The organism is Sciscionella marina DSM 45152 (genome assembly GCF_000379465.1).
Lineage (GTDB): Bacteria > Actinomycetota > Actinomycetes > Mycobacteriales > Pseudonocardiaceae > Sciscionella > Sciscionella marina.
Genome location: NZ_KB905425.1, coordinates 343,813 through 357,236, shown reverse-complemented (window position 1 = coordinate 357,236; position 13,424 = coordinate 343,813). Strand labels below are relative to the sequence as shown.

Here is a 13,424-nt window from a genome sequence, read left to right as displayed (position 1 = left end):
AGGAAATCCGTGCAATCCATTCTCGCACTGTCCATATTCTTGGTGGCGTTTTCCCTGATCGCCAGCGAGCGGGTGAACAAGGTAGCGGTCGTATTGGTCGCGGCCGGTGCAATGGTGGTGACCGGAATCATTCCCGGGGCGGATGTGTTCTTCTCGGAACGCGAGGGGATCGACTGGAACGTCATTTTCCTTCTGCTGGCGATGATGCTCATCGTCGCTGTCGTGAAACAGACCGGGCTGTTCGACTACCTGGGTATTTGGTCGGCCAAACGGTCCGGCGGCCGACCGTATCGGTTGATGGTGCTGCTCATGGCGGTCACGGCGATCGCATCGCCCATTCTGGACAACGTCACCATCATCATGCTGGTCGCACCGGTGACCATCGTGGTCTGCAACCGGTTGAAGTTACCCGCCCAGCCCTATCTGATCGCCGAGGTACTCGCCTCGAATATCGGCGGCGCGGCAACGCTGATCGGTGATCCACCGAACATCATCATCGCCAGTCGCGCGGGACTGAGCTTCAACGATTTCATCGTGCACATGACACCGATCGTCGTAGTGGTGTTCGTACTGTTCGTCTTGTTGACACGAGTACTTTTCCGCAAGCAGTTCCGGTACAACCACGAAGAAATCGCCGCCGTGCTCGCACTCGACGAACGAAGAGCGATCACCGACCCCAAGCTGCTGCGCCGCTCGCTGGTGGTGCTTTCCGGTGTCATCATCGGGTTCTGCCTGCACCCCTTGCACGGGCTGGAACCATCGATGATCGCACTGCTCGGTGCCGGACTGATGCTCCTTGTCACCCGCGCGGACATCGGCGAACTGCTGCCCGAGGTGGAATGGCCGACCCTGGTGTTCTTCGCCGGTCTGTTCATGATGGTCGCCGGCCTCTCGCACACCGGCGTCATCGATACCGTCGGAAACTGGGCCGTGGACACTCTCGGCGACAGTCCATTCGGTTCCGCGACGACGCTGCTTTTCGGATCCGGCGTGTTCGGCGCGTTCTTCGACAACATTCCTTACGCCGCGACGATGGCACCGGTCGTCGAAGACATGGTCGCGCAAGCACCCGAAGGCAGCGGCCAAGCCCTGTGGTGGGCCTTCGCGCTCGGCGCCGATTTCGGCGGGAACGGCACCGCCGTGGCCGCCAGCGCCAACGTGGTCGCCATCGGGATCGCCGCTCGCGCCGGGCACAAGATCACGTTCTGGCAATTCACCAAATACGGTGCCTGTGTCACCGTCTTCAGTATCGTTCTTGCCTGGATCTACGTCTGGCTGCGCTACTTCTGAGGCCGAGGCTGCCGAAGAACCGACAGATCGCGTGGTGTGGGCAACTGCCACATCAGCGGGAAGGACCGTCGCCCCTGCTGCGTCCAGGTTATCGGTACCGGTATCGGGTGGCCGATGACACGGATCGCATCCGCGATGTGTCACGGCCCCTGGTGCGCATCGCGGCTGGTGGCCGGTCAAAACGCACACGTACTCCGGCCGCCTCGGAGCCCCCGGTCATCCCGGCGGCGTTGACAAGCGCACACCCGGGCTCCTATAGTTCACCAACTAGTTAATTAACCATTCAGTTAAGCAAGGGTCTTCGGGTGAGTGACCAGCTCAGCAGCACGTTCGCCGCGCTCGCGGATCCGACGAGGCGGGCGATCCTCGCGCGGCTGGCGGAGGGCGAGGCGACGGTGAACGAGCTGGCCGAGCCGTTCGAGATGAGCCTGCCCGCGATCTCCAAGCACCTGAAGGTGCTCGAACGGGCGGGACTGATCTCCCGCGGCCGCAATGCGCAGTGGCGGCCGTGCCAGCTCGAGGCCGCACCACTGGCCGAGGCCGCCGACTGGGTCGAGACATACCGGCGGTTCTGGGACACGAGCTTCGACCGGCTCGACGCACATCTGCGCTCCCTGCAGGACCAGAACATCCAACGAGAGGACTGAGAAATGCCTACGGAGACCAAGGAATTCACCATCGTCCGTACCTTCGACGCCCCGCGCGAGCTGGTGTTCGACGCGTGGACCGATCCGGAGCAGATGACGCACTGGTGGGGACCGAAGGAATTGACCACGCCGCGCGAGACGATCTCGATCGACCTGCGCGAGGGCGGGCGCTGGTCGGTGCGCATGGTGCACCCGCCGAGCGGTTACGTCTGCCCGCAGGGCGGGCTCTACCGCGAGATCGACCGCCCGGAACGGCTCGTGTTCACCTGGGGCATCGGAGAGGACGAGTTCACCGACCGCTCGGTGGTCACGATCGAGCTCGCCGAGGTCGACGGCAGGACCCGGATGACCTTCCACCAGATCGGCCTCGCCTCCGATGAGGAGCGGGAGAACGTCACCGGCGGCTGGTCGGAATGCCTCGACAAGTTCGCCGAATACATCGAGCGGGCAGCGGTGTGAGTTCCGCTCAGCCTTCGGGTAGCGTCTCGCCGGTCTCGAGCAGCGTCTTGAGGCCGGCGAGGATCGCGGGCCAACCTCCGGTGATACCGGCGAGCACGGCGCTTCCCGGCTCGAATCCGTAGTGCCGCACGGTGAGTTTGACCGTCTCGCCCTGTGGTTCGAGCTCGAAACGGACCGTGGAACGCTTCTCCTGCTTGGCTTTCGCCAGCCATTCCCGGTCGATTCCGGCCGCCTCGCCGAATTCGTCCGTTATGGTGTGCCAGGTGTAGGAAAGCACCCGGTAGGGATCCGATTCCACGATCACCTGTTCGGGATCCTCGATCAACACCCCGAACTGTTCGTAGCTCAGCGGCGCACCGGTCTCCCAGGTGCTCTTCAGCGCGACTCCCCAGTACCGGGTGGTGAACGCCGGATCGGTGAGCGCGGTCCACAGCTGCTCGCTCGTGGTCCGGATGTAGGTCACGTAGAGAAATTCGTTGTCCGCCATGGGTTTCGACTCCAATACCGTCTTCAGATCGGCGAGCGCGTTCGCCCGCTCGCGCTCGTACTGGTTCATCCAGCGTTCGGCGATGGCGTTGATGGGCTCGGCGTTGAGGTAGTGCAGCTTCTCCCTGCCACGCCAGGTGGTCGCGATGAGACCCGCCGCCTCGAGGACCGCGAGGTGCTTGCTCACCGACTGGCGCGCCATGTCCAGCCCGGCACACAGCTCCCGAAGACTCTGCCCGTTGTGGGCGTTGAGCCGGTCGAGCAAGCTGCGCCGGTTGGCATCGGCCAGCGCGCGGAACACTTCGTCCATATCTGCCATCCAAACATGCAGCCGTTCGGCTGCATTTTCGACTATAGGCAGCCGGACGGCTGCATGTCAACCGCCAGGCTTAGTTCAGCTCGACGCCTCAGTTCAGTTCAAGGCCTCAGTTCAGTTCGACGCCCCAGCCCAGTTCGACGCCCCAGCCCAGTTCGATCCCTCAGCCCAGTTCGACGCCTCAGCCCAATTCGACCTCGGGCCAGGAGAGGCAGTGCCACCCGCTCGCGGTGGCCTCCAGCACGACCTGCCCGGTGTTCGGCAGCAGTGCGAGCCCGCTGCGCTCGCTGTCCACGTTGTCCGCGAGATGCCCCGCGGCGAGCCGGATCGCGGCGCCGTGGCTGACCACGACCACGAGCTCGCCCGCGTGCCTGGCGCGCAGTTCGTCGAGGGTGCCCTGGTATCGGCCGATGAACTCGTGCCCGGTCTCCGCGCCCGGCATGGCCACGTCCAGTTCACCGCGCGACCAGGCGAGGCAGACCTCCTGGTAGCGCACGAGCGCATCGCGATCGCTGCGGTCCTCGAGCTCACCCGCGGCGACCTCGTGCACCCCGTCGAGCACGCCGATCTCGTGCCCGAGCTTGCCGGCGAGCGGTTCCCCCGTCTGCTGTGCCCGGGTTGCCCGGCTCGCGTACACCGCGGCGATGGGCTCCCCGGCGAGCCGTTCGGCGAGTTCGAGGGCCTGGCGTTGCCCTTCCCCGGTGAGCGGGGCACCCGGTGGGCGAGTGTCCAGGCGCAGTTCGATGTTCGACTGCGTCTGACCGTGCCGTGTGAGCATGACCCTCATGCGCGCTCCCCTGCTCTGATCGCCGCCAGCCACTCGGCGGCAGCACCGAATACCGCTTCCGTTGTACCAGTCGGGCGGTCATCGGCCTTCGGATACGAGCCGAGGAAGGTCAGCGAGCGGGTGCGCCGGTAGAGCGCGGAGACCGCCTCGCCGATGTGCCGTTGCGCGATGTGCCCGTCGAAATCCAGGTAGAACCGGTACTCGCCGAGCTGCACCCTGGTCGGCCGCGCGTCCAACCTGGTCAGGTTGACGTCCCGCACCGCGAGCTCGACAAGCAGTTCGGAAAGCGAACCCGGACGGTTCTCGGTCACCGCGACCACGGATGTGCGATCGCGGCCACTCGGTTCGGGAAGCGTGCCCGGTTTGCGCACCAGCAGGAAGCGGGTGAGCGCGTCCCGTACATCGGCCACGTCCTCGGCGTACACGTGCAGCGACTGATGCTGGGTGACCACGGGTGCGCACACCGCGGCGTCGTAGCGGCCCTCGGTGACGGCGACCGCGGCGGCGGCGGTCGAGCTCTCCACGATGCGCCGCGCGCCCGGAAGGTGTTCGTCCAGCCAGCCGGACACCTGCGCGAGCGCGTGCGGATGACTGGCCACGGTCTCGATGGGGCCGCCGTCGTCGCGGGTGAGCACGGTGAACCGGATGGGAAGCACGTGCTCGGCGACAGCGACCACCGGCTGCTCGGCGGCCAGCGCATCCATGGTCGCGGGCACCGCGCCCTCGACCGAGTTCTCCACCGGAACACAGGCGTATTCGGCCGCACCCGCGCGCACCTGGTCCAGCGCCGCGGGGATCGTCTCGACCGGGCGCAGCTCCACCCCGTCCGGGGCGAGCGCGCGAGCGGCCTGCTCGGTGAAGGTGCCCTGGGGGCCGAAATACACGAGGTCCATCAGCCCACCGTAATGACCACTGTGCGGCCACTCACGCTCGCACCGGCGCCTCGTGCGCGAGGATGGAGTCATGACCTTCGCGAAACGCACCGACTTCGATCCGGCAACGCTCGAACGCAGGGACTTCTACCGGCTGCTCACCGCGGTGGTCGTACCCCGGCCCATCGCGTGGGTGTCCACGGTTTCAGCCGAGGGCGTGGACAATCTGGCGCCGCACTCGTTTTTCACCGTGTCCTGCACCGAACCGCCGATCGTGCAGTTCACCACGGTCGGCCGCAAGGACAGCCTGGTCAACGTGGAGCAGACCCGCGAATTCGTGGTCAACCTCGCAGGGGAACGACACTTCGAGCAGATCAACGCGACCGGGACCGAATTCCCCGCCGAGCACAGCGAATTCGAACGGGTCGGCATCACGGGCGAACCGAGCGCGCTCGTGCGCCCCAAGCGGGTCGCGGAATCCCCGGTCGCCCTGGAATGCGTGTTGCACTCGGCGACCCGGTTCGGCGACTCCACCGTGGTGTTCGGCCGGGTGGTGCACGCGGCGGTGCACGCCGAGGTGCTCGAGGACGGGCATCCGCGGATCGAGCGCTTGCGCCCGCTCGCCCGGCTCGGTAAGGACGAGTGGGCCACGATCGGCGAAGTGCGCTCCATCCCCCGGATCCGCTACGCCGAATGGCCGGGACACTACGGCGGACAGGAGTAGGCGGATGCGGTTCACCCCGATCACGGCGGGCAGCTCTGGCAGCACGGGAACGGGGCCGTTCGGCAGGCTGGTGCTGCGCGGGGTGACCGTCGTGGACGGTACCGGTGGACCACCGTACGGGCCCGCCGATGTGGTGATCGAGCGGGACCGGATCGCGGCAATCGTCTCCGCGGGCCGCAACACCGATATGAGCCAGCTGGGCCTGCGTACCGGAACCGCGGACGAGGTACTCGACCTTCCCGGGTACTACGTGCTTCCCGGGCTGGTGGACGCGCACGCGCACATCGGCTGGGCGGAACAGGGCCCGGACGCGGACTACATCTACCGGCTCTGGCTCGGGCACGGCATCACCAGCGTCCGCGAGCCGGGATCACTCGGCAATGGGCTCGGGTTCACCGTGCGTGAGGCGGAGCGCGCGGAACGCGGGGAGATCACCGCCCCACGCATCGTGCCCTATGTGGCCTTCGGATCCGGCACCAGCGAACCGATCCGCACCGAACGCGAGGCCCGCGCCTGGGTCGCCGAGCAGGCCGAGAACGGGGCAAGGGGCATCAAATTCTTCGGCGCGGCACCGGAACTGTTCGCCGCGGCGCTCGAGGAAGCGAACACCCTCGGCCTCGGCAGTGCCTGCCATCACGCTCAGTCCGATGCAGCGCGCGCCAACGCATCGCACACCGCGCGCTGGGGACTGGGCAGCATCGAGCACGGCTACGGGTTGCCCGAGGCGATGTTCACCGACCGGCGCATCCAGCACTTTCCCGGCGACTACAACTACAACGACGAACACGACCGGTTCGCCTATCTCGGCAGGCTCTGGCGCGAGGCCGCCGAACCCGGAAGCCGGGTGTGGGAGGAGACCATCGAGGAGCTCGTCTCGCTCGGTACCGCGATCGATCCCACCCTGGTCGTCTACGTCGCCGCCCGCGATGCCGCACGGGCCAGGGGCCGGGAATACCACCGCGACTACTCTGCCCCGCAGTCCTGGAAATTCTTCCAGCCCGATCCGGAATCCCATGGCTCCTTCTTCTTCGACTGGGGCACCGAGGAAGAGGTCGCCTGGCGGGAGAACTACCGGCTCTGGATGGCCTTCGTGCGCGATTTCCACCTGCGCGGCGGGCTGCTCACCACCGGATCCGATGCCGGATTCATCTACAACCTCTACGGATTCGGGCTCATCGAGGAACTCGAACTGCTGCGCGAGGCAGGACTGCACCCGTTGGAGATCATCCGCTGCGCCACCGCGAACGGCGCGCGTCTGCTCGGCCTGACCGACACCGGAACCATCGAACCCGGCAAGATCGCCGATCTGCTCGTCTGCGCGGAAAACCCGCTCACCAACCTCAAACTGCTCTACGGGCACGGCCACCTGCGGGTAGGAGCGAACGGTGCCGAACGCGTCGGCGGAGTCACCCACACCATCGCGGGCGGAGTGCTGCACGACGCGTCCGCACTGCGTGCCCGCGTGCGCGACCAGGTCGCCGCCGAACGCGAACGACTCGGAACAGGCGTTCCGAGCACACCGTGACTATCCTGGGGCCGTGGGTGCGAGTACGTCTGAGAGGTCTCGTCCGTCGCCAGCGGGAGTCGGATCGGCGGTGCCCCTGCAGGACGCCCGCATCCGAGATCGGCAAGGCGGAGGAATGAGCCATAGCGGGGTTCCACGGCGATCGAGGACAACGCAGCGGGGCAACGATTGGCACGCGGAGGTAGTTCGCCGACCTCGCAGCGCAGCAGGACAAGGAGCCCTCGGATGTGCTCGATGATCCGAGTGCTGCTGGTCGACGACCACGAGCTCGTCCGCCGTGGACTGCGCGACCTGCTCGACTCCGAGCCCGGCATCACCGTGATCGGCGAGGCCGCGAGCGTCGCCGAAGCCCACACCAGGGCCGCGGCCGATCCACCCGATGTCGCCGTGCTCGACATGCGGCTGCCCGACGGCACCGGAGCGCAGCTGTGCGCCGAACTGCGGGCGCTGCCGAGACCACCCGCGTGCATCGTGCTCACCGCCTTCGACGACGAACCCGCCCTGTTCGCCGCCATCGAGGCCGGGGCCGCCGGGTACCTGCTCAAACAGGTGCGCGGGCAGGACATGGTCACCGGGGTGCGCGAGGTCGCGGCCGGGCGTTCCCTGCTCGATCCGGCCACCACCGCCCACGTGCTGCACCACCTGCGCGAACCCGATGCCCTCGCCGAACTCACTGAACGCGAACGGGCCGTGCTCGAACTGCTCGGCGAAGGGCTCACCAACCGGGAGATCGCCGAACGCCTCGTGCTCGCCGAGAAGACCGTGAAGAACCACGTCACCTCGGTGCTCGGGAAACTCGGGCTCACCAGGCGCACTCAGGCGATCGCCTGGATGTCGCGACGCCCACCGCGCTGATCCTCTTTTCTCGGCGGCTCCTAATGCGTTTCGGCAGGCTTCGGGGTACCGACTACTCTCTACAACCGTGATCGATCTGAAGACCTTGCGCGAAAGCCCGGACATCGTGCGCGCCTCGCAGCGCACGCGGGGCGAGGACGAGTCGCTCGTCGATGCCCTGCTCGCCGCCGATGAGCGCCGCCGATCCGCGGTCGCCGAGGCGGACGCCCTGCGTGGCGAGCAGAAACAGCTCGGGAAACAGGTCGGCAAGGCATCCGGCGAGGAGCGCGAACAGCTGCTGGTCACCGCGAAGGAACTGGCCGCGCGGGTCAAGGCCGCCGAGGCCGAGCAGTCCAACGCCGATGAGGCACTGCGCGCGGCACAGCTGGCGATCCCGAACATCGTCGAGGACGGCGCCCCGGCAGGCGGCGAGGACGACTACGTCGTGCTCGAGCACATCGGTCAGCCGCGGGAATTCGACTTCCCGGTTCGCGATCACCTCGAACTCGGCGAATCCCTCGGCGCCATCGATATGGAGCGCGGCGCCAAGGTCTCCGGTGCCCGGTTCTACTTCCTCACCGGGATCGGCGCCCGCCTGCAGCTCGCCATGCTCAACCTGGCCGCGGCACAGGCGACCGAGTACGGGTTCGACCTGATGATCACCCCGTCTCTGGTGCGCCCGGAGATCATGGGCGGCACCGGTTTCCTCGGCGCGCACGCCAGCGAGGTGTACCAGCTGCGCGAGGACGACCTGTACCTCGTCGGCACCTCCGAGGTGGCGCTGGCCGGGTACCACTCCGAGGAGATCATCGACCTCTCCGCCGGGCCGAAACGGTATGCGGGCTGGTCCTCCTGCTATCGGCGCGAGGCGGGTTCCTACGGCAAGGACACCCGGGGCATCATCCGGGTGCACCAGTTCGACAAGCTCGAGATGTTCTCCTACTGCAAACCCGAGGAAGCGCACGAGGAACACCTGCGTCTGCTCGCCTGGGAGGAGGAGATGCTCGGGAAGATGGAGCTGCCGTACCGCATCATCGACACCGCGGGCGGCGATCTCGGTTCCTCCGCGGCGCGCAAGTACGACTGCGAGGCCTGGGTGCCCTCCCAGGGGGCGTACCGCGAGCTCACCTCCACCTCGAACTGCACCACCTTCCAGGCACGCAGGCTGGCCATCCGGTACCGGGACGCGGACGGGAAGCCGCAGACCGCGGCCACCCTGAACGGGACACTGGCCACCACCCGGTGGATCGTCGCCATCCTGGAGAACCACCAGCAGGCCGACGGTTCGGTGCACGTCCCCGCCGCATTGCAGCCCTTCCTCGGCACCGACACACTGCAGCCGAAGAACTGACACCGGAACGCCGAGCCACCGGGCCGGATTTCGACCTTCTGGCCCAAGTCGGCGGTTTCAGCACGCGGACACCGAGCCGGTGGCACACGCTCGGTGTCCACAGTGGGCGCAGAGCAGCGTGCCGCCACCCGGATGCAGCAGTGCCCGGGTGGCGGCACCACGCTGCGCGACCGCGACGGACCGTGACGGCATTGACAAGCCGGGCCAAACCTCGCAGTTTGTTAGGAAAATTTCCTAATAAATATCCAGGAGGTCCCCATGACGAAGAAGCCGGGTACTCGTCTCGCCGCGGTCGTCCTCGGCGCCGCCCTTGCCGCGGGCCTGCCTCTCGGCACGGCGAGCGCCGCACCCGAGACAGTGCACAGCGCCACACAGCGGGCCGGGGCGGATCTCACCGAACCGCACAAGAAAGAGATCGCGATGGAACTCGTGTCCAGCGCGGAGAATTCCTCGCTGGACTGGAAAGCACAGTACCGGTACATCAAGGACATCGGCGATGGGCGTGGTTATACCGGCGGCATCATCGGTTTCACCTCGGGAACCGGGGACATGCTCGAACTCGTCGAGCAGTACACGAAAGCCAAGCCGGACAACGTTCTCGCGAAATACCTGGACGCACTGCACAAGGTGAACGGGAGCGATTCGCACGATGGGCTCGATCCCGATTTCACCGCGGACTGGCACAAAGCCGCGAAAGATCCGGCCTTCCAGAAGGCGCAGAATGATCTCCGCGATTCAATGTACTTCGATCCCGCGGTGGACCAGGCGAAAAAGGACGGGCTGCGCGCGCTCGGCCAGTTCATCTACTACGACGCCATGGTGATGCACGGGCCGGGAGACGGCGACACCAGCTTCGGCGGCATCCGGCACACCGCACTCGAGCACGCCAAACCGTCCGCGCAGGGCGGAGACGAACGCGAATACCTGGACGCGTTTCTCGACGCCCGCAAGGCGGCCATGCTCACCGAAGAAGCACACTCGGACACCAGCAGGGTGGACACCGAGCAGCGCGTGTTCCTCGACAAGGGCAACTTCGACCTGAACCCGCCACTGCACTGGAAGACCTACGGGGACAGTTACACGATCCCCGAGTGAGACCGTCGGCCGTGAACAGTGTTCTCCTTCGAGAGCACCGTTCACGGCAGTCCGAGAACAGTGTTCACAACGGAGACAACTGATCCGCGATGTGTACACCGATCTGGAAAGCACAGCTCGCCGCGGGCGAGGGCGCGTTGAGCACGTGCACCTGCCCGGGCACGGTGTCGAGCAGGAAGTCCTGCACCAAGGTGCCGTCGGCGCGCATGGCCTGGGCGCGCACCCCGGCACCGCCCGCCACGAGATCCCCCGCCGCGATCCCGGGAACGAGCCGTGCCGCCGAAGCCGCGAACCGTTTCCGGGACAGCGAGCGCGCGACCTCCTCGGCCCCGGTGCGCCAATAACGCCTGCCGAGCCGCCACAGTCCCGGATACCGGGCGAGGGAGGCGAGTTCGCCCGGCGAGACATCGGTCCACCGATACCCCTCGCGGCGCAGCGCGAGCACCGCATTGGGCCCGGCGTGCACGGATCCGTCGAGCATCCTGGTCAGGTGCACACCGAGAAACGGCAGCGAGGCATCGGGTACCGGGTAGATGAGCCCCCGCACCAGATCCCGCGCCGCGCCGCGCAGGTGCAGATACTCCCCGCGGAACGGCACGATGCGCGCGGCCGGGCGGATTCCGGCAAGCTCCGCGACCCGGTCGGCGTGCAGGCCGGCACAGTTGACCAGCCCATCGGCGCGCAACACCTCGTAACCGGTCGCGAGCTCGATCCGGTCACCCCGGAAACGGATACCGCGCACCACGGTGCCAGGCCGCAAATCCGCCCCGGAAAGGGACTCCACGAGCGCGGCGCACACCGCCCGGTAATCGATGATCGCGGTCGATTCCACGCGCAGCGCGGCGACACAGGCGACGTGCGGCTCGTATTCACGCGCTTCGGCGGGCGAGACCAATCGTGCGGGTACCCCATTGGCATCGGCGCGGCGGGCGAGTTCGTAGAGCGCGGGCAGTTCGTCCTCGGTGACCGCGACGACGAGCTTCCCGCACACCTCGACCGGAACCCCGTGCTCACGCGCGAAGCCGACCATGGCGGTGTTTCCGGCGACCGACATCCGCGCCTTCGCGGAACCGGGCGCGTAATACAGCCCGGCGTGCACGACATTGGAATTGTTGCCGGTCTGGTGCGCGGCCCAGTCGGGTTCCTTCTCCAGGACCGTGACGCCGTACCCACGGCGGCGCAGTTCCGCGGCGGTGGCCAGACCGAGAATTCCGCCACCGATGACGGCGATTGTGCGCGCCGTCACGACTCTACGTTCGGCAGCACATCGGCGGCGACCTGTTCGAGCACCGATTCCCTCGCCGCGTACACCCCCTCATCGCGCGGCCAGGGCGCGAGCATATCGGTGAACCCCATCTCCTTCGCCCGCCCGAGTTGTTCGGCGAAGAAATCCACCGATTCGAACGCGGTGACCGGGCAGGCATCGGTCTGCAGATAACGCGGCACCGAGCGGGGATCCCGGCCTTCCTCGGCAAGCGCCTCCTCGAAGCGCGCCACGGTGTCCCGGACCAGCCGCCACCACTGCTCCGCGTCCTCGGCGTGCCCACCGGTGGTCACCCAGCCCTCGCCTTGACGCGCGGCGAACCGCAACGACTTCGGGCCGTTGGCCGCGAGCACGAACGGCATCCTTGGCTGCTGCACGCATCCCGGCGCGCCGTAGGCATCGACCGCGGTGAAGTACTCGCCGGAATAGCTGCTCTGCTTCTCACCGAGCAACCGGCCGAGGCTTTCGGTGAATTCGGTGAACCGCGCGAACCGCTGCGCCCCGGAGAGCGGTTCCGCACCGAAGACCTCCGTGTCGTAGCCGAGCCCGCCGGCGCCGATACCGAGGGTGAACCGGCCGTCCGAGATGTCGTCGAGGGCGAGCAGTTCCCGCGCGAAGGGCACCGGATGCCGGAAATTCGGGGACGTGACCATCATCCCGAGCCGGATGCGAGAGGTGATCATCGCCGCCGCGGTCAGGGTCGGCACCGCGCCGAACCACGGCCCTTCGACGAGCGAGCGCCAGCCGATGTGGTCGTAGGTCCACACATGATGAAAGCCGAATTCCTCGGCCGCCCGCCACTTCGGCTCGGCAACCCACCAGCGGTGCTCGGGCAGAATCACAACCCCTATACGCATATGGACGACCGTAACGGGTCACACTGGAAGAGTGGAACAACCCTTGTTGATCGCGTCCGATGTGGACGGCACCCTGCTCGACGACCAGGACAAGGTCGGCGTGCGAACCCGCGCGGCCATCGCAAGGGTGGTGGCGGCCGGGACCCCGTTCGTCCTGGCCACCGGCAGGCCACCGCGCTGGATCCCGTGGATCGCCGAGGAAGCCGGGATCGACGGGCACGCCGTGTGCTGCAACGGTTCCGTGCACTACGACATCGGCAAGGACCGGATCCTCGGCACAAACACCATCGCACCGGCCGTCCTCGAACAGGTCACCGAACGGTTGCGTGCGGCCATTCCCTCGGTGAACTTCGCGGTCGAGCGCATCGGTGAACGCGCCGAGGACCCCGGTATCGTCGCCTTCCTCACCGAGCCCGGTTATACGCACCCGTGGGACGGCGAGCGGCCGCGGCGCAACGCTCCGGCCACCGAACTCACCGCGCAGCCGGGCGTGAAACTGCTCGCCCGGTCCGCCGAACTCAGCAGCGCCGAGATGGCCGGGATCGTGCGCGGTATCGAGGGAATCGACCTGAACGTCACCTACTCGGCGAACTACGGGCTGATCGAATTCAGCGCGCCCGGGGTGACCAAGGCGACCGGGCTCGCGCACCTCGCCGCCGAGCACGGCGTGACGCCCGAGCGGGTGCTCGCCTTCGGCGATATGCCCAACGACATCGAGATGCTGAGCTGGGCGGGCAACGGGATCGCGATGGGCAACGCGCACGACTCGGTGCTCGAGGTCGCCGACGAGGTCACGGCGAGCAATAACGAGGACGGGATCGCCGAAATACTCGAACGCTGGTTCTGAGCGTTCCGGGTACCGAGGAACACATCCGCGAACGCAACATTCGGAAAGCGTTTTGCAGTACGGGTGGTGA

14 protein-coding genes are annotated in these 13,424 nt (G+C 67.0%); 9 read left to right on the top strand and 5 right to left on the bottom strand.

What is annotated here, in order from left to right; genetic code table 11:
* Positions 1-9: 9 nt before the first annotated feature.
* From A37U_RS0134945 to A37U_RS0134935, 3 genes are all read left to right on the top strand, one after another.
* On the top strand, positions 10-1,290 hold the full coding sequence (locus tag A37U_RS0134945; protein WP_020501312.1) for an ArsB/NhaD family transporter: 1,281 nt from the start codon (positions 10-12) through the stop codon (positions 1,288-1,290).
* Positions 1,291-1,595: 305 nt separating this feature from the next.
* On the top strand, positions 1,596-1,937 hold the full coding sequence (locus A37U_RS0134940) for an ArsR/SmtB family transcription factor (RefSeq protein ID WP_020501311.1): 342 nt from the start codon (positions 1,596-1,598) through the stop codon (positions 1,935-1,937).
* 3 nt (positions 1,938-1,940) lie between these two features.
* Positions 1,941-2,396 carry an SRPBCC family protein gene (locus tag A37U_RS0134935; RefSeq protein ID WP_020501310.1) on the top strand — a complete coding sequence of 152 codons (456 nt, stop codon included), beginning with the start codon at positions 1,941-1,943 and terminating at the stop codon, positions 2,394-2,396.
* Positions 2,397-2,403: 7 nt separating this feature from the next.
* On the opposite strand, the gene A37U_RS0134930 is transcribed toward A37U_RS0134935, so the two are convergent.
* From A37U_RS0134930 to pheA, 3 genes are all read right to left on the bottom strand, one after another.
* Positions 2,404-3,201: an ArsR/SmtB family transcription factor gene (locus A37U_RS0134930; RefSeq protein ID WP_476707426.1), complete on the bottom strand. Its 798-nt coding sequence runs from the start codon at positions 3,199-3,201 to the stop codon at positions 2,404-2,406.
* Positions 3,202-3,379: 178 nt separating this feature from the next.
* Positions 3,380-3,985 carry a histidine phosphatase family protein gene (locus tag A37U_RS0134925; protein ID WP_020501308.1) on the bottom strand — a complete coding sequence of 202 codons (606 nt, stop codon included), beginning with the start codon at positions 3,983-3,985 and terminating at the stop codon, positions 3,380-3,382.
* Entirely contained in the window at positions 3,982-4,881 is a 900-nt protein-coding gene (gene pheA / locus A37U_RS0134920) for a prephenate dehydratase (RefSeq protein WP_157183224.1), read from the bottom strand. Before pheA ends, A37U_RS0134925 begins: the two co-directional genes overlap by 4 nt.
* Before the next feature lie 67 nt (positions 4,882-4,948).
* Here pheA and A37U_RS0134915 point away from each other — a divergent pair, with 67 nt between their 5' ends.
* From A37U_RS0134915 to A37U_RS0134895, 5 genes are all read left to right on the top strand, one after another.
* Positions 4,949-5,581: a flavin reductase family protein gene (locus A37U_RS0134915; RefSeq protein ID WP_020501306.1), complete on the top strand. Its 633-nt coding sequence runs from the start codon at positions 4,949-4,951 to the stop codon at positions 5,579-5,581.
* Between the two features lie 4 nt (positions 5,582-5,585).
* Positions 5,586-7,106, top strand: a complete 1,521-nt coding sequence (locus A37U_RS46860; protein ID WP_020501305.1) for an amidohydrolase family protein — start codon at positions 5,586-5,588, stop codon at positions 7,104-7,106.
* A 225-nt stretch (positions 7,107-7,331) separates the two neighbouring features.
* Positions 7,332-7,961, top strand: a complete 630-nt coding sequence (locus A37U_RS0134905; protein WP_020501304.1) for a response regulator — start codon at positions 7,332-7,334, stop codon at positions 7,959-7,961.
* A gap of 67 nt (positions 7,962-8,028) precedes the next feature.
* Positions 8,029-9,291, top strand: a complete 1,263-nt coding sequence (serS, locus tag A37U_RS0134900) for a serine--tRNA ligase (RefSeq protein WP_020501303.1) — start codon at positions 8,029-8,031, stop codon at positions 9,289-9,291.
* A gap of 258 nt (positions 9,292-9,549) precedes the next feature.
* Positions 9,550-10,386, top strand: a complete 837-nt coding sequence (locus A37U_RS0134895; RefSeq protein ID WP_020501302.1) for a chitosanase — start codon at positions 9,550-9,552, stop codon at positions 10,384-10,386.
* A 64-nt stretch (positions 10,387-10,450) separates the two neighbouring features.
* On the opposite strand, the gene lhgO is transcribed toward A37U_RS0134895, so the two are convergent.
* Together lhgO and A37U_RS0134885 are read right to left on the bottom strand one after the other, a co-directional pair.
* Complete coding sequence (gene lhgO, locus A37U_RS0134890; protein ID WP_020501301.1) at positions 10,451-11,632, bottom strand: L-2-hydroxyglutarate oxidase; 1,182 nt, start codon at positions 11,630-11,632, stop codon at positions 10,451-10,453.
* The gene (locus tag A37U_RS0134885; protein ID WP_051111809.1) at positions 11,629-12,507 is read right to left on the bottom strand and encodes an LLM class flavin-dependent oxidoreductase; all 879 of its coding nucleotides are present in this window, start codon (positions 12,505-12,507) and stop codon (positions 11,629-11,631) included. The genes lhgO and A37U_RS0134885 overlap by 4 nt, the downstream gene beginning before the upstream one ends.
* A gap of 31 nt (positions 12,508-12,538) precedes the next feature.
* Here A37U_RS0134885 and A37U_RS0134880 point away from each other — a divergent pair, with 31 nt between their 5' ends.
* Positions 12,539-13,354, top strand: coding sequence for an HAD family hydrolase (locus A37U_RS0134880; RefSeq protein WP_020501299.1), 816 nt, complete (start codon positions 12,539-12,541; stop codon positions 13,352-13,354).
* Positions 13,355-13,424: the final 70 nt, after the last annotated feature.

What these genes read in the sequence shown, in the direction of transcription:
- A37U_RS0134925 (WP_020501308.1), bottom strand. Translation starts at nt 3,985, where the DNA reads ATGAGGGTCATGCTCACACGGCACGGTCAGACGCAGTCGAACATCGAA.
- A37U_RS0134915 (WP_020501306.1), top strand. Translation starts at nt 4,949, where the DNA reads ATGACCTTCGCGAAACGCACCGACTTCGATCCGGCAACGCTCGAACGC.
- A37U_RS0134935 (WP_020501310.1), top strand. Translation starts at nt 1,941, where the DNA reads ATGCCTACGGAGACCAAGGAATTCACCATCGTCCGTACCTTCGACGCC.
- A37U_RS0134930 (WP_476707426.1), bottom strand. Translation starts at nt 3,201, where the DNA reads ATGGCAGATATGGACGAAGTGTTCCGCGCGCTGGCCGATGCCAACCGG.
- A37U_RS0134885 (WP_051111809.1), bottom strand. Translation starts at nt 12,507, where the DNA reads ATGCGTATAGGGGTTGTGATTCTGCCCGAGCACCGCTGGTGGGTTGCC.
- A37U_RS0134905 (WP_020501304.1), top strand. Translation starts at nt 7,332, where the DNA reads ATGTGCTCGATGATCCGAGTGCTGCTGGTCGACGACCACGAGCTCGTC.
- A37U_RS46860 (WP_020501305.1), top strand. Translation starts at nt 5,586, where the DNA reads ATGCGGTTCACCCCGATCACGGCGGGCAGCTCTGGCAGCACGGGAACG.
- A37U_RS0134895 (WP_020501302.1), top strand. Translation starts at nt 9,550, where the DNA reads ATGACGAAGAAGCCGGGTACTCGTCTCGCCGCGGTCGTCCTCGGCGCC.